The organism is Pseudarthrobacter sp. NamB4, from assembly GCF_005796185.1.
Taxonomy (GTDB): Bacteria; Actinomycetota; Actinomycetes; order Actinomycetales; family Micrococcaceae; genus Arthrobacter.
In genome coordinates, this window is sequence record NZ_VAHM01000017.1 from 52,035 (window position 1) to 67,945 (window position 15,911).

At 65.0% G+C, this 15,911-nt stretch carries 13 protein-coding genes; all 13 read left to right on the forward strand.

What is annotated here, in order from left to right; all coding sequences use genetic code 11:
- The first annotated feature begins 255 nt into the window (after positions 1–255).
- The gene (locus FDW81_RS15045) at positions 256–630 is read left to right on the forward strand and encodes a DUF3040 domain-containing protein (RefSeq protein ID WP_138135031.1); all 375 of its coding nucleotides are present in this window, start codon (positions 256–258) and stop codon (positions 628–630) included.
- Positions 631–1,018: 388 nt separating this feature from the next.
- Positions 1,019–1,447 (forward strand): division/cell wall cluster transcriptional repressor MraZ, encoded by a 429-nt coding sequence (gene mraZ, locus FDW81_RS15050; RefSeq protein ID WP_009358613.1) that lies wholly within the window; start codon positions 1,019–1,021, stop codon positions 1,445–1,447.
- A gap of 167 nt (positions 1,448–1,614) precedes the next feature.
- Positions 1,615–2,607: a 16S rRNA (cytosine(1402)-N(4))-methyltransferase RsmH gene (gene rsmH / locus FDW81_RS15055; protein WP_138135032.1), complete on the forward strand. Its 993-nt coding sequence runs from the start codon at positions 1,615–1,617 to the stop codon at positions 2,605–2,607.
- On the forward strand, positions 2,604–3,338 hold the full coding sequence (locus tag FDW81_RS15060; protein WP_138135033.1) for a hypothetical protein: 735 nt from the start codon (positions 2,604–2,606) through the stop codon (positions 3,336–3,338). The genes rsmH and FDW81_RS15060 overlap by 4 nt, the downstream gene beginning before the upstream one ends.
- A 47-nt stretch (positions 3,339–3,385) precedes the next feature.
- The gene (locus FDW81_RS15065; RefSeq protein ID WP_138135034.1) at positions 3,386–5,182 is read left to right on the forward strand and encodes a penicillin-binding protein 2; all 1,797 of its coding nucleotides are present in this window, start codon (positions 3,386–3,388) and stop codon (positions 5,180–5,182) included.
- 82 nt (positions 5,183–5,264) lie between these two features.
- On the forward strand, positions 5,265–6,959 hold the full coding sequence (locus tag FDW81_RS15070; protein WP_240720322.1) for a UDP-N-acetylmuramoyl-L-alanyl-D-glutamate--2,6-diaminopimelate ligase: 1,695 nt from the start codon (positions 5,265–5,267) through the stop codon (positions 6,957–6,959).
- A gap of 6 nt (positions 6,960–6,965) precedes the next feature.
- On the forward strand, positions 6,966–8,432 hold the full coding sequence (gene murF / locus FDW81_RS15075) for a UDP-N-acetylmuramoyl-tripeptide--D-alanyl-D-alanine ligase (protein WP_138135035.1): 1,467 nt from the start codon (positions 6,966–6,968) through the stop codon (positions 8,430–8,432).
- Positions 8,429–9,538 carry a phospho-N-acetylmuramoyl-pentapeptide-transferase gene (gene mraY / locus FDW81_RS15080; protein ID WP_138135036.1) on the forward strand — a complete coding sequence of 370 codons (1,110 nt, stop codon included), beginning with the start codon at positions 8,429–8,431 and terminating at the stop codon, positions 9,536–9,538. Before murF ends, mraY begins: the two co-directional genes overlap by 4 nt.
- Positions 9,520–11,097 (forward strand): UDP-N-acetylmuramoyl-L-alanine--D-glutamate ligase, encoded by a 1,578-nt coding sequence (murD, locus tag FDW81_RS15085; protein ID WP_171027237.1) that lies wholly within the window; start codon positions 9,520–9,522, stop codon positions 11,095–11,097. The genes mraY and murD overlap by 19 nt, the downstream gene beginning before the upstream one ends.
- Positions 11,098–11,099: 2 nt before the next feature.
- Positions 11,100–12,443, forward strand: coding sequence for a putative lipid II flippase FtsW (gene ftsW, locus FDW81_RS15090; RefSeq protein WP_138135038.1), 1,344 nt, complete (start codon positions 11,100–11,102; stop codon positions 12,441–12,443).
- A 6-nt stretch (positions 12,444–12,449) separates the two neighbouring features.
- The gene (gene murG, locus FDW81_RS15095) at positions 12,450–13,550 is read left to right on the forward strand and encodes an undecaprenyldiphospho-muramoylpentapeptide beta-N-acetylglucosaminyltransferase (protein WP_138135039.1); all 1,101 of its coding nucleotides are present in this window, start codon (positions 12,450–12,452) and stop codon (positions 13,548–13,550) included.
- Positions 13,547–14,923 carry a UDP-N-acetylmuramate--L-alanine ligase gene (gene murC / locus FDW81_RS15100; RefSeq protein WP_138135040.1) on the forward strand — a complete coding sequence of 459 codons (1,377 nt, stop codon included), beginning with the start codon at positions 13,547–13,549 and terminating at the stop codon, positions 14,921–14,923. Before murG ends, murC begins: the two co-directional genes overlap by 4 nt.
- Positions 14,916–15,842 carry a cell division protein FtsQ/DivIB gene (locus tag FDW81_RS15105; RefSeq protein WP_138135041.1) on the forward strand — a complete coding sequence of 309 codons (927 nt, stop codon included), beginning with the start codon at positions 14,916–14,918 and terminating at the stop codon, positions 15,840–15,842. The genes murC and FDW81_RS15105 overlap by 8 nt, the downstream gene beginning before the upstream one ends.
- Positions 15,843–15,911 lie beyond the last annotated feature (69 nt).

A 15,911-nucleotide genomic window follows, 5' to 3' on the forward strand; every position in this document is an offset into this window, starting at 1 on the left:
AAGGCATCCGGGAAAGTCATTGCCGTCTTTCAGAACAGCCCCCAACAAACTATCCTTAGATATACATAGTTTTCGAGTGACTGGACTTACTGCCGGACCCTCTTGGACATGCTCCCGCTCCCGCGACGGCATGCCGGGGCCACCGACTTCCGCCACTGTAGGCGGAGCGGGAACCTCTTAGGCACAGCAGCCGTTAACGGAGCAGAAGTTGTGGCTGGGAACAGCCCGGACGTTGGCCTACAAAAGGAGGTCGTGATGCCGCTGTCGGAGCACGAACAGAAGCTGCTTGAGCAGCTGGAGAAGCAGCTTCACGAGGACGACCCGAAGTTCGCGAATTCCATGGGTTCAGACCCGGGGCGCTCATGGTCCACGAGGCACGTGGTGATTGGCGTCCTCTGTGCCCTGGCTGGCGTCTTCCTGTTGCTCGTGGGTGTCACTCTCCAAAACATCTTTGTAGGAGTACTTGGCTTCGTGGTGATGGGAGGCGGTGTCTACTTCGCCACCATGCGAAGCAGTGTTGCAGCCGCGAAGACAGGAGCGAAGGCCAACCGGAAGCCGGGCAAGCAGAGAAGCTCCTTCATGAGCAGCCTTGAAGAACGATGGGATGAACGGCGGAGGGGCGAGCCCTAGCGCTCCGCAGGCTTTTCCTGCTGATTCACGTACCTCCACTTCGCTCCCCTTCGAAAGAAGGTCATGCGAAAAGACCCGCCATTGGCGGGTCTTTTCGCTTTTAAGGCTGTTCCGTTTATCCGCTGCCAGGGGCGGGAGCTAAATCCAGCCCTTTCCTTTGTCCTATTCCGCCCCGGGAGGTCGGCAGTGGGCCGGGATAGCGAAAAAGGCTCCACTTTCCACCACCAGCCGATATCCGCGTCTTTTCGGGCCGCTTTTCCCACAAAGGGGTCTCCACAGGCCGCATTTGCATTGACTGTGGGGGAAAGTGGAGTAATGTGGAGGGCATAAGAGGGTGGTTGCAACATAGGGGATGTGCAGTTCCTGACAGCGGACAGGCGGTGGGCCAGTGTTTCTGGGCACTCACTCGCCGCGTCTGGATGAAAAGGGGCGGATCATTCTCCCCGCCAAGTTCCGCGAGGAACTTGCCAGCGGACTGGTGCTCACAAGGGGCCAGGAACGTTGCATCTACGTCTTCAGCGAGAAGGAATTTGCACGGGTCCATGAGCAAATGCGGGAGGCGCCAATCTCCTCAAAACAGGCTCGGGACTACATTCGCGTCTTTCTCTCTGGAGCCTCGGACGAGGTACCTGACAAGCAGGGGCGCGTGACCATTCCACCGGCGCTCCGGGAATATGCAGGCCTCGGCAGGGAACTTGCCGTGATAGGCGCCGGATCCCGCGCCGAGATCTGGGACGCCCAGGCTTGGAATGAATACCTTGCAGAGAAGGAAACAGCCTTCTCTGAAACTGATGACCCCATCCCGGGCATTCTTTGAATTCCGGGCAGGGACAGCAGGCAGTTTCTTGGATGAGATCTCCAGCCGCCCATCGGCCGGCCATCCTGGCTCAACTTCCCCGGAGCCAGGCCGGCAGGCGATAGGCGCGGATGGGGATCTGACCCAAGAAACATCAAGGTGACAGCGACGGCGAGAAAGGACGAGGCATGAACGAACACCCGAAGCCCACGTCCGAACGCCATGTGCCGGTCCTGCGGGAACGGTGCATTAATTTGTTGGCCCCCGGATTCGAAGCTGCCAGGCTCAGGGGTGAAACGCCGGTGGCAGTGGACGCGACCCTGGGCATGGGCGGTCACTCCGAAGCCATGCTGCAGCGCTTTCCGGACCTGCACCTCATCGGCATTGACCGGGATGAGGAAGCCCTTGCTCTGGCCGGTGAGCGGCTGGCTCCCTTTGCAGCGCGGACAGACCTGGTACACGCCGTCTATGACGAGATTGAAGACGTCCTTGAGGACCTCGGGGTTTCCGAGGTTCACGGGATCCTGATGGATCTCGGCGTGTCATCCCTTCAGCTGGACGAACGCGACCGTGGCTTCGCCTACTCCTTCGACGCGCCGCTGGACATGCGGATGGACACCAGCCGTGGCCAGACCGCTGCGGACGTGGTCAACAACTACAGCGAAGAGGACCTCGTCAGGATCATCCGGAAGTGGGGCGAGGAAAAGTTCGCCGGGCGCATTGCCAACAGGATTGTAGCCGCCAGGGCCAGCAAGCCCTTCAGCACCACGGGGGAACTCGTGGAACAGATCCGCTCAGTGGTTCCGGCCTCAGCGGCCAAATCCGGCGGGCATCCTGCCAAGCGCACTTTCCAGGCATTGCGGATCGAGGTCAATGAGGAACTCGACGTTCTTGAGCGCGCTGTACCTGCCGCCGTTGGCTCCCTGGCCCTGGGCGGCCGGATCGTGGTGATGTCCTACCACTCACTGGAGGACAAGATCGTCAAGGGCGTCCTGCAGGCGCGTTCCAGGTCATCCGCTCCGCTCGGCTTCCCGGTGGAGCTCGAAGAACACAAGCCAGAACTGAAAGTCCTCACTAAAGGCACTGAGGTGCCCACCGCCGTCGAAATCGCCGAGAACCCCCGCGCTGCGTCAGCAAGACTGCGCGCGGCGGAAAGAATCAGAGCCAGGAGAGCCGCATGAGCACCGCTGCCGTCAAGAACTTTCCCGTTTCCGGCAGTTCGGCGGCGGGTACTGCTCTGCCCGCACGCGCTCCGGGCGACGGGCGGAAGGGCCGCACCCCGCTGTCGGTAGTGCGCACCGCACCCCGCAAACGGCGGGCACCTTTTGTGGTGCTGTGCTTCGCCATGCTGGCCGTGGCGCTGGTCGCCGTGCTGGTGCTGAACATCTCAGTCTCCACTGCCCAGTACCAGTTGGTGGAGCTGCGGGCAAGGCAGAGCACGCTCACCAAGCAAAACCAGGACCTCACCCAGCAGGTACAGAACTTCCAAGCACCCCAGAACCTGGCGGCGAAGGCCTCCGAGCTGGGGATGGTGGCTTCCACCGTCAAAGGCCAGATCGACCTGTCCACCCTTTCCGTGACAGGCAAAGCGACGCCGGCAGTTAAGGGTGGTGCGCAGGGGGCGGTTATTCCTGCGCCCGCAGTTGCCGGTCAGCTGATCGTGGTTCCGCCGGCCAGCAAGGGTGAACCGCTGCAGAGCCGGAAACCCGCAGAAGCGGAATCTGCCGCGGCTGACGCAGCGGCCTCGAAAGCAGCCGCCCCGGAGGCGCTTTCGCCGGATGCAGCCCGGCCTGCAGCTCCGTCCGCGCCTGCCGCCGGTGCTCCTGCCGCGCCGGCAACTCCCGCTGCTCCCGCCGTGGAGCTCCACGGCGGATCCGTTCCCGCACCCGAACAGAAAGTCCCCGGGCAGTAAACACAGCAGGTCTGGACAGGCAGGGTCGAGCAGCAAGGGATATCACGGTGGTGCAGAGGACCGGCAAGGCAGAAAACGGCAAGGTGCCCAACGCCACCAAGCGCTTGCGCCTGGGACTGGGCATCATGCTGACGCTCCTGCTCGTGGTGGGCGGCAAACTCTTCCTGGTGCAGGGGCTTGACGTGGGCGGCATGGCGGAAGCCGCCCTTAACAGCCGGATGAAGCAGACAGTCCTGCCGGCAGAGCGGGGTAGCATCCTGGACTCGAGCGGAACAGTGCTGGCCAACAGTGTGATCCGCTACAACGTGGTGGTGGACCAAAGGGTCAACACGAAAACGGAGACGTTCAAGCGGCTGGACGAATCCAAGGAGAAGCTGGTGGATGTCAGCCGCGAGCAGGGGCTCAGGGAACTGGCCGCCGCACTCGGCATGGAAACGGACGCCATCCGCGAGGCAGTCACCGGGGAGCAGCCCTACTACATCGTTGCCAAGGACGTGAAACCGGACGTCGAGGACCGGATCTCGCAACTCCAGATTCCGGGCATTGTGACCGAAGGCGTGAGCAAGCGCGTCTACCCCAACGGTTCAGTGGCCGGCGGAATCATCGGCTTCCTGCAGGACGGCGCCACCGGCCAGGCAGGCATCGAGCAGACGCAGGATGAGCTCCTGAAGGGCAAGGACGGCAAGCGGCTCTTCGAGATCGGCGCGGACGGCCTGCGAATTCCCGTGGGCGTGGATGAACTGACACCGCCGGAGGACGGCAAGGACGTCAAGCTCACCATCAACTCCGACCTTCAATATTTCGCCCAGCAGGCCATCCAGAGCCAGTCGGACAAGCTCGGCGCGGAATGGGGCGTCATCATCGTGATGGATGCCAAGACCGGCAACCTGGTGGCGATGGCGGACACCAACTCCCCGGACCCGAATGATCCGGGCCGTGTTGCCGCGAAAGACCGCGGCGTCCGTTCCGTTACCGCGGCTTATGAGCCGGGCTCGGTGCAAAAAATGATGACGGTTGCCGCGCTCATCGAGGAGGGCAAGGCAAGCCCGCTGGATGAGTTCACCCTGGACCCGACCTACACGGTTAATGGGCAGACCTTCAGTGACTCCTTCGCGCACGGCACTGAGAACCGGACACTCGCCGGCATCCTGGGCTACTCGATGAACACCGGAACCGTGATGGCAGGGCAGCGCCTGAGCAAGGAACAGCGCTACGACTGGCTGAAGAAGTTCGGTATCGGCGAAGCCCCGGACATTGGCCTGCCTGCCACGGCCTCAGGCATCCTGACGCCCTGGCAGCAGTGGGACGGGCGGCAGGAATACACCGTCCTGTTCGGCCAGGGTGTGTCGCAATCCACCCTGCAGACCGTGCGGGCGTTCCAGTCCATCGCCAACAACGGGGTGATGCTGCAGCCGCGCCTGATCGACTCATATGTCTCCGCGGATGGGACCGAGGAAAAGGTCCCGGCCGCGGAACCCCGGCAGGTCGTGTCCGAGGATACTGCACAGCAGGTCCAGGACATCCTCGAAAGCGCAGTCACCGAGGGGCAGATCAAGGATGCAGGAATTGACGGGTACCGGGTGGGCGCCAAGACCGGCACCTCCGAATCACCGTGTGATGACGGCAAGTCAGGGTTCTGCGGATACACCGCCTCATTGGTGGGCATGGCACCGATGGATGATCCGCGGTTTATTGTTGAGGTGGTACTCCAGCGGCCCAAGGGCAGCATCTACGGGATTACCAACGGGCCGGTGTTCCGATCGGTCATGAGCCAGGCACTGCGGACCTACAACGTCCAGCCGTCCACCGGCGAACCGGCCAGGCTGGCCCAGTTCGCCAAGTAACACCCCGGCAGCAGCCGCAACAGCCCGCGCTGTGGCGGCTCATCCATGCCGGGCACGGTCCACTAGCACCATCGGAGATCCCTTGTCAGAGTTCAACCCGTCCGACCGCCGCATGGCACCGACCGAGGAAGCAGCGCCCCAGGAAGCCGTACGCCAGGAAGCATCGCCGGAGGAAAACGCCGCCGGGGCACGGGACGGCCGGGCCCGCTTCCGCCCCTCTGCCGTTGAATCCGTCCGGCTGGACGCCATTGGCGAGGCAATCGGCGTCGCTGTGAAAGGGGCTTCGGCCGACGTGGCCGTGACCGGCATTTCCTTGAATTCCCGAACGGTGGAACCTGGCGACCTCTACGTTGCCCTTCCCGGCGCCTCCCGCCACGGCGCAGACTTCGCCGCCCAGGCCATCCAAGCCGGAGCGGCGGCTGTGCTGACGGACGAAGCCGGTACCCGGCTCCTGGCACTCTCTTCCGACACCGCCGTGCCGGTACTGGTGGTGGACACCCCGCGCAACGTGGTGGGACCGCTGTCCGCCATGATCTACCGCAGCAGGCATGATGACACCCCCCAACTGTTCGGCGTCACGGGGACCAACGGCAAGACCACCACCACCTACTTCATCACCTCGCTGCTGCGGTCCCTGGGAACCAGGACCGGCCTGATCGGGACCATAGAAATCCTTGCCGGCGGGGACCCGATCCCGAGCGTACTGACCACCCCGGAGTCCACGGAGGTCCACGGACTGCTGGCGCTCATGCGTGAGAACGGGCTTGGCGCGGCCGCGATGGAGGTCTCCTCGCACGCCATCTCCTACCAGCGGGTGGACGGCCTGCAGTTTGACGTCGCAGGTTTCACCAACCTCACCCAGGACCACCTGGACCTGCACCACACGATGGAGGACTACTTCGCCACGAAGGCGGAGCTTTTCACGCCCGAGCGGTCGCGGAGGGCAGTGGTGATGGTAGACGACGAATGGGGCCGCCGCCTTGCCGGCAGCAGCAAGGTGCCGGTCACCACCCTCAGCGCATCCGGGGAGAACCAGGCCGACTGGTCCGTTAGCGCCACGGCGCCGCGCGGGCTTGGCACGGAGTTCACCCTCACAGGCCCGGGAGGCACCGTCCTGCAGGTACATACCGGGCTTCCGGGCAGCTTCAACGTGGCCAATGCTGCCCTCGCCGTGGTCATGGTGCTCGCCGGCGGGGTGGAGGCCGCGACACTTCAGGCGGCGCTGGACGCGGGGGATCCCTTCACCGTAGCGGTGCCGGGCCGTATGCAACTGGTCTCCGAACGGCCCGCCGCAGTGGTGGACTTCGCCCACAACACCGACGCGTTGGCCCGCGCACTTGAGGCCGTGCGGTCACCGGAAACAGGATCCCGGCTCATTGTAGTGTTCGGTGCCACTGGCCAGCGCGACCAGGGTAAACGCCCAGCCATGGGTGCCGTCGCGGCGAGGCTCGCGGACACCGTGATCATTACCGATGACGATCCCCATGACGAGGATGCGGCCGCCATTCGGGCTGACGTGCTGGCAGGCGCGCGGGAAGCCAAGTCCATGGAGTCGCTGCCCTGCACCGTGCTGGAAGTGTTCCCCCGGGACCGCGCCATTCAGCGTGCCGTGGAGCTTGCCCGGCCCCAGGACGCCATTTTGGTTGCCGGCCGCGGCCACGAAGTGTGGCAGGAAGTGAAAGGCGTCAACCTTGCCTTGGACGACAGGGTGGAACTGCGCAGCGCCTTGACAGCCAGGGGATTCAACGTTCTCCAAGACGACCGGATAGAGTCCTAGACCGAGATGATTGCATTTACTGCGGCGGAAATCGCCGACATCACCAACGGACGCCTTGACGCCGATCCCGGGATCACGCCTCTTTCGGTGGTCACTGATTCCCGCGAAGCATCACCCGGTTCGCTCTATGTGGCGAAACCGGGGGAGTACGCGGACGGGCATGACTTCGTCGAAGCCGCATTCGCCGCCGGCGCAGTCCTGGCGCTCGTGGAGCGTCCGGTAACAGCCGCCGACGGCAGCCCCTATCCCACCATCGTCGTCTCCGACGCGGTGCTGGCCATGGGTGCGCTGGCCGCCGAGGCCGTCAGCAGGATCCGGGCCGCACGCGCCGGAGCCCATGACAAACTGACAGTCATCGGCATCACCGGTTCGGCCGGAAAGACAACCACCAAGGACCTGCTGGCTGGGATCCTGTCCCGCCAGGGTGCCACGGTGGCACCACGGGGCTCCTACAACGGTGAGATCGGCGTTCCGCTGACGGTCTTCACCGCCGGAACCGATACCCGGTACCTGGTGATCGAAATGGGCGCTACCGGAATTGGCCACATCCGCTACCTGGCCGACATGGTCAAGCCGGACATCGGCGTGGTGCTGGGCGTAGGAACAGCGCACGCCGGCGAGTTCGGCGGAGTGGAGAACATTGCACTGGCCAAGGGTGAACTCTTGGAAGGCCTCGCGCCTTCCGGGACCGCCATCATCAACCTCGACGACGACCGGGTGGCGGCAATGCGTGCACGCACCTCTGCCTCCGTGGTCGGCTTTTCCGCTGAAGGCCGTCCCGGCGCGGCCGTACAGGCCCTCAACACCGACACCAACGCGGATGGAAACCCTGAATTCGACCTCCTCCTCCCGGGCGGGGAGGCACCCCGCCACGTCAGCAGCCGCCTCATTGGCGCCCACCATGTGGGCAACCTGTTGGCAGCCGCGGCGGCAGCATGGGCCGCAGGCGTCTCCGGTGCGGATATTGCCTCTGCCCTGAGCAGCCAGGCAGCCGCCAGCCGCTGGCGTATGGAACGCACTGAGAGGGCCGACGGCGTCACCATCATCAACGACGCCTACAACGCCAACCCGGAATCCATGCGGGCCGCCCTACGGACGCTCGCGGACCTCGGCCGCGGCCGCAGGACATGGGCCGTACTGGGTGCCATGCTGGAACTCGGAGAGGACTCCATCCGGGAACACACAGCGGTTGGCACCCAGGTGGTGCGGCTCAACATCTCCCGGCTCGTCGTTGTGGGCCGGGAAGCACGCGCCCTCTATGTCTCAGCGGTGCAGGAAGGCTCGTGGGGGGACGAATGCATCTTCACGGAGACCGCCGATGAAGCCTATGAACTGCTGAGCGCTGAACTCCAGCCCGGCGACCTGGTGCTGTTCAAGTCCTCCAACAGCGTGGGGCTTCGCCATCTGGGCGATCGGATAGCATTACCCCCACAAACCCCGCAGCCCGCCGATGAAAGGAGCACACTGCTGTGATTGCTCTTCTCATAGGCGCTGGCCTTGCCCTGCTCTGCGCCCTGGTGGGCACGCCGCTGTTCATCCGGCTCCTGGTCCGCCGTGGCTACGGACAGTTCATCCGTGACGACGGACCCACCTCCCACCACACCAAGCGCGGTACGCCGACGATGGGCGGAACCGTGGTGGTGGCAGCCGTCCTGCTGAGTTACGGCCTGACCCATCTCATCATGCTGATGATCAACCCGGATTCGCCCGGCCCATCAGCCTCCGCCCTGATCCTTCTGTTCCTGATGGTTGGAATGGGGCTAGTGGGATTCCTGGATGACTTCATCAAGATTTCCCGGCAGCGCAGCCTGGGGCTCAACGCCAAGGCAAAGCTCATCCTGCAGGCCGCTGTGGGCATCATGTTCGCGGTGCTTGCCCTCAACTTCCCCAATGAGAAGGGCCTCGCACCGGCCTCGACGAAAATCTCTCTGGTAAGGGACCTGCCCTGGCTGGACCTGGCGTTCGGCGGAACGGTCCTGGGTGCCATCCTCTTCGTCATCTGGTCCAACCTGATCGTGACCGCCGCCACCAACGGCGTCAACCTCACGGACGGCCTCGACGGGCTCGCCGCCGGTGCCTCAGTCATGGTCTTTGGCGCCTACACTCTGATGGGTATCTGGCAGAGCAACCAGGCATGCGGCTCGCCCCGGCAGGCCGGCGGTGGCTGCTACACAGTCCGGGACCCCCTCGACCTCGCCCTGCTGGCGGCGATCATCAGCGCCGCCCTGGTGGGTTTTCTGTGGTGGAATACCTCGCCCGCCAAAATTTTCATGGGTGACACCGGCTCCCTCGCCATCGGCGGCGCGATTGCAGGCTTCGCCATCCTCTCCAGGACCGAACTGCTGCTGGGAATCATCGGCGGCCTGTTCGTCCTCATCACGCTGTCCGTGATCATCCAGGTGGGCTACTTCAAGGCCACCGGTGGCAAACGTATCTTCAAGATGGCACCGCTGCAGCACCACTTTGAACTCAAGGGATGGGCTGAAGTAACGGTGGTGGTCCGGTTCTGGATCCTCGGCGGACTCTTCGTCGCCGTAGGCCTGGGAATTTTCTACGCTGAATGGGTTGTGCTGCTTTGACCGTTTCCCCCCGCCTCCAGAACCTCGTCAGCTGGGACTCCGACTGGTCCGGCCTGCGGGTTGCAGTCACCGGCATCGGCGTTTCCGGTTTTGCCGCAGCCGATACCTTGATCGAGCTGGGCGCGCGGGTTGTGGTGGTGGACGCCGCCACCACAGATAAAGCCAAGGCGCATGCCGAGACCCTGAAAATCGTCGGCGCCGCGGACGTCCTGCTCGGTGAGGAAGCAGTCACCCGTATTCCCCGGATCGACGGCGAGCTTCCCGAGCTGATCGTCACTTCACCCGGGTGGCGGCCCGATCAGGCACTGCTCGCCGCTGCTGCACGCGCCCACATCCCCGTATGGGGAGACGTGGAACTCGCCTGGCGGGTCCGCGTAAGGGAAGGCCGTAAGACCGCAGACTGGCTTGCCATCACCGGAACCAACGGAAAGACCACCACGGTAGGCCTCACCGAATCCATGCTGCGCGCCGCAGGACTGAAGGCAATCGCTGTGGGCAACGTGGGTACCCCGATTCTGGACGCCATCCGCGACCCCGTTGAATACGACGTCTTCGCCGTTGAACTGTCGAGCTTCCAGCTGCACTGGGCAGAGTCCCTCTCGCCGGTTGCCAGCGTTTGCCTTAATGTGGCCGAGGACCACGTGGACTGGCACGGCTCCTACGATTCCTATCTCGCGGACAAGGCCAAGGTGTACGAACGCACCCAGAAAGCCTGTCTCTACAACGCAGAGCAGATCGAAACAGAGCGCATGGTGGAGAACGCCGACGTGGTGGAGGGGTGCCGCGCCGTCGGCTTCACCACCGTCACCCCCGCCGTAAGCATGCTCGGGGTGGTGGAAGGGCTGCTGGTGGACAGGGCCTTCATCGAAGAGCGCAGGGACAGTGCTGCGGAGCTTGCGTCCATGACCGATCTCGGCGCCCTCGCACCCCGGCACATGGTGGCCAATGCCCTGGCCGCCGCGGGCCTGGTCCGGGCCTATGGCGTTGAGGCCAAGGCTGTGCGGCAGGGCATCCGGGACTACATTCCGGGGGACCACCGCATCCAGCCCGTCGCGCGGCACAACGGCGTGCTCTGGGTCAACGATTCCAAGGCCACCAACCCGCATGCGGCATCCGCCTCCCTGGCTGCGTTCAAGGACGTGGTCTGGATCGCGGGAGGCCTTTCCAAGGGGGTAACCTACGACGACCTCGTTCGGGAGCACGCCCACCGGCTCAAGGCAGTTGTGCTCATCGGAGCGGATACCTCGGCATTGGCTCGGGCCCTCCAGCGACACGCGCCCGATGTCCCGGTGATTGAGCCGGCAGCGGGAGAAACTAAACAGGTGCAGACTGCTGCAGCGGACAGTGGCATCGAGGCCGGTTCACCCCTGACAGGGGAAGCCGTGATGTCCCGGGCCGTTGCGTCAGCAGCCCAGCTGGCCCGGTCCGGTGACACTGTGCTGATGGCTCCGGCAGCTGCTTCCATGGATCAGTTCTCTTCCTATGCTCACCGTGGTGACACTTTCATCGAAGCTGTCCGCGAGCTGGTGGAAGGGCAGGCCCAGACTGGCGAGGAGTAACAATGGTCAGCACGCCAACGCGGCCCCAGCCAGCTAAGCAGCAGGCAGGGAACCCCGGTGCCGGCTCCTCGGCAACGCCGGCGCAGCCCCCGGCCTCCGCCCCCCTCCGCCTGAGCGCGGCCTACCGCAGGTTCTGGCGGGCGCTGGAGGGAACAGGGACCTCCCGGAACGGCTCCACGTACTACCTCATCCTCGGCTCCACCCTGGCGTTAACTGCCATTGGCATCATGATGGTTCTGTCCGCCTCCAGCGTGGAGTCCATCGCTGCGGGGAAGTCACCGTACGGGGATGCACTGAAACAGGGCATGTTCGCAGGCATCGGCATGTTCACCATGTTCGTGCTGTCCCGCGTCAACGTGATCTGGCTCAAACGCCTCGCCTGGCCGGCCATCATCGTGGCCGTGGTACTCCTGGGCATGGTGCAGATCGTGGGCGCGGAGGTCAACGGCAACAAGAACTGGATTGACCTGGGCGGCATCACCTTCCAGCCGTCCGAAGCGTCCAAGCTGGCACTCGCACTCTGGATGGCCACCGTCCTGGCCCGGAAGGGAAAGCTCCTGAGCCGCTGGCAGCACGTTGCGGTTCCCGCCGTTCCGATGGCCATCATCATCGTCGGCCTGGTCCTGGTGGGAAACGACCTCGGAACGGCCATGATCATCATGATGATTACGGCCGCAGCGCTCTTCTTTGCCGGCGCCCCGCTCTACCTCTTCGGCATCGCAGGATTGGTGGCGGCCGCCGGAACAGCCGTCATGGCAGTCACCAGTTCGAACCGCATGTGCCGCATCACCTCCTGGTGGACCGGGGAGTCCTGCGCCAACGGCATCGACGCCAACTACCAGGCCACCAACGGCCTCTACGGACTGGCATCCGGCGGATGGTTCGGGGTAGGACTGGGGCAAAGCCGGCAAAAGTACAGCTGGATCCCCGAAGCCCACAACGACTTTATCTTCGCCATCATCGGCGAGGAACTCGGACTGGTGGGAACCGTGGTCGTCCTCATCCTTTTCGCCATCCTGGGAGCCGCCATCTACCGCGTCGTGGTGGCACAGGAGGACATGTTCCACCGTGTGCTCGCCGGAGCAATCATGGTGTGGCTGCTCGGCCAGGCGACCGTGAACATGTCCGTGGTCACCGGCCTGATGCCCGTCATCGGCGTACCCTTGCCCTTCATCTCCTATGGGGGCTCGGCACTGCTGATGTCGCTCTGCGCCATCGGGGTGGTGCTCTCGCTCGCCCGGGAGCAGATGGCGCCCGCCATCCGGCCCAAGCGGATGCTCAAGTTCAAGGCCAAACCGGCGCGGAAAGACGCCGCCCGGAAGAAGACCGAAAGAAAGCGCGCCTAACCCTCCATGACCACCAAGACACCATCCATCGTCCTGGCAGGCGGCGGTACAGCAGGGCACATCAGCCCGCTCCTTGCCATCGCCGCGGCCCTGCGCAGTGCATCCCCGGACGCGGCCATCCTCGCCGTCGGCACCCCCTCGGGAATGGAAACCAGGCTTGTTCCGGCTGCCGGGGTCCAGCTGGCCACCATCGACAGGGTGCCCTTTCCGCGGCGGCCTTCCGCTGACCTGCTGCGTCTTCCCGGCAGGCTCAACGGCGCGGTCCGCCAGGCCGGAGCCATCCTGGACAAAGCGGCTGCTGACGTTTTGGTGGGCGTGGGCGGCTACGTCTGCACGCCCATGTACCTGGCCGCCCGCACGCGGGGGATCCCCATCGTGGTCCACGAGGCCAACGCGCGTCCCGGCCTGGCCAACCGCGTGGGAGCCATGTTTGCCAGCCGGGTGGCTGTCGCCTTCGACAACACCCCGCTCCGCAACGCCATCCATGTGGGAATGCCAATGCGCACCGAGATCTCCGGACTGGACAGGACTGCCGCCCGCGCTGCTGCCCGTGAGGCGCTTGGCCTTGACCAGGCCAGGCCCGTGCTGATCGTTACCGGCGGCTCCTCCGGTGCCCAGAGCATTAACCGGACCATCGCCGCCGCCGTCGGCCGGCTGGCCGCTGCCGGGATCCAGACCCTGCACATCACCGGGCGGGGCAAGACCGTCCTTGACGACGCCGGCAACCCGCTTGCGGCAGAAGGCTACCGGCAGGTGGAATACGTCGATGGCATGGAGCTTGCCTATGCCGCGGCCGACGTGCTGCTGGCCCGCTCCGGCGCGGCCACGGTCTGCGAGGTCGCCGCTGTGGGCGTTCCCGCTGTCCTGGTGCCGCTTCCCATCGGCAATGGCGAACAGGCTTTGAACGCAGCTGGCCTGGTGGCGGCCGGGGGAGCGGTGTTGGTGAATGACCGCGACTTCACCCCTGAGTGGGTGGACAGGGAACTGATTCCGCTGGTCACGGACGAGCCGCGGCTGGGCGCAATGTCCGGCAACTCCTACCGCCTTGGTATTCGAAACGCCGATCAGCGCATGGCTGATCTCATCCTGGAAGCAGTCGCAGCATGAACCACGCCAGTATCCCAACCCTCGAATCCCTGGGGCGGGTCCACTTCGTGGGGATCGGGGGCGTTGGCATGTCCGCTGTTGCCAGGATCATGGTGGCACGCGGTGTGCCCGTCAGCGGCTCCGACGCGAAGGACCTCCCGGTGATGGCCGACCTGGCAGCAGCAGGTGCCCGCATCGCCGTCGGCTATGCCACTGCCAACCTCGGGGATGCACAAACAGTGGTGGCAGGATCAGCCATCCGGGCAGACAACCCCGAACTGGTTGCCGCACGGGAGGCAGGGCTGCCGGTGCTGCACCGGTCCGAGGCATTGGCCGCCACCATGCGTGATGACACGGTAGTGGCCGTGGCCGGAACGCACGGCAAGTCCACCACCACCTCCATGGTCACCGTCCTGCTGCAGGGCGCAGGCCTGGACCCGTCGTTCGCCATTGGGGCCAACGTCCCTGCCTTGGGCGTCAACGCCGCACACGGAAACTCCCCGGTCTTCGTGGCGGAGGCCGACGAATCGGACGGCTCGTTCCTCAACTACCGGCCAGGCATCGCCGTGGTCACTAACGTTGAGCCCGACCACCTGGACCACTACGGCACGGCTGAAGCCGTGTACGAGTCCTTTGACCGCTTCACTGCCCTGCTTCCTGGGGAGGGCGTCCTGGTGGCCTGCGCGGACGACGCCGGCGCGTTGGCGCTCGCCGAAAGGACCAGGAAGCGGGGCAACACCAGGGTGGTCCTGTACGGAACCACTGACAGTGCTGATGTCATGCTCCACGACGGCGGTCCCGGCGACGTCTCGGTGTCCTCGCCGGCGGGACGCTACAGCCTTGCCCTGCAGGTGCCCGGACGGCACAACGCGCTCAACGCCGCAGCCGCCTTCGTCGTCGCGCTTGAACTGGGCGTCGCCCCCGACACCGCGGCCACCGCTTTGGCGGGCTTTTCCGGCGCCTCCCGACGCTTCGAGCTCAAGGGCGAGGGGAGGGGAGTCCGCGTCTTCGACGACTACGCGCACCACCCGACCGAAGTCCGCGCAGCCCTCGCCGCCGCCCGGTCCGTGGCGGGCACACATAAGGTGCATGTTCTTTTCCAGCCACACCTGTTTTCGCGCACCCGTGAATTCGCCCAGGAGTTCGCGGAGGCGCTTAACCTCGCCGATACCGCACTGGTGCTGGACATCTATCCTGCCCGCGAAGACCCCATTCCGGGCGTGACCAGCCAGCTCATTGCCGACCACCTGGAGAAGGGCGGACGGCTGGTGGCCGCGGGTGACGCAGTGGCCGCGGTGACGGCCGCGGCAGCGGAGGGGGACATTGTGCTGACGGCCGGTGCAGGTGACGTCACCGCTTATGGGCCGCGCATCGTGGAGGCCCTGCGTGGTTAGCACGCGCCGCCCCACCTACACTCCCGGCAGCCGGCCGGGTGGAACCGGCGGTAACGGCGGAAGCGGGGGAGATGATGTCATTTCAGCGTCCCGCAGCATCCCGGAACCTGCCCCGCAGCAGCCGCAGAAGCTGAAGCTGGGCTCTGTATCCGGCCGTGGCAAGGGGAAGAAGGGGGAACAGTCCGGCGCCTCACCGGCGAACGTGCTGGCGTTTCCTGAGCCAAAGGGGAAGCGGCGAAAGCGCAAGGTGCTCACGGCCGCCGTTACCCTCGTCGCCGTGGTGGCAGGGCTGCTGGCCGCTGCCGTTTTTTCACCTGTCCTTGCCGTTGACACCATTTCGGTGACCGGGACCCGCCTGCTGACGCCGGCCCAGGTCCAGGCCGCGCTTGAACCCCTGCGGGGAAAGCCGCTGCCGCAAATCTCGGATGAAGAGGTGGGCCGGCTCCTGGAGCCACTGGTCCAAGTGAAGTCAGCCTCGGCTGAAGCCCGGCCGCCGTCGGGACTCGCCGTGGAAGTGCGGGAGAGGGTACCGGTGGCACTGGTCAAACAGGGGGAGCAATACCAGCTCGTGGATGTCGAGGGCGTCCGGCTGGCCGCCACGGCTGATCCGGCCTCGGTGTCTCTGCCGGTGATCGACGGCGGTGCGGGCGCCATCGGGCAGGACCTCTTCAGTGCGACCGCCGCGGTCCTTGGAGCCCTGCCGGCGGACGTGCTGGCCAGGCTGTCCAATGCCTCGGCCGCTTCGGTGGATGCGGTGGAACTCAAGCTCGTGGACGGGCAGACCATCATTTGGGGCAACGCCGGCGAAAAGGAACTCAAGGCCAAAGTCCTTGAGGCTCTCCTGAAGGTTCCGGCGGACCCAAAGAACCCGGTGAAGGTCTACGATGTCAGCGTGCCCCGGCACCCGGTGACCCGCTGAGCGCTTTCTTTCCGGTATTAATCCGACACGCGGAGCCGGTTATTGAATGTGCGTACCAGAGGAAATACC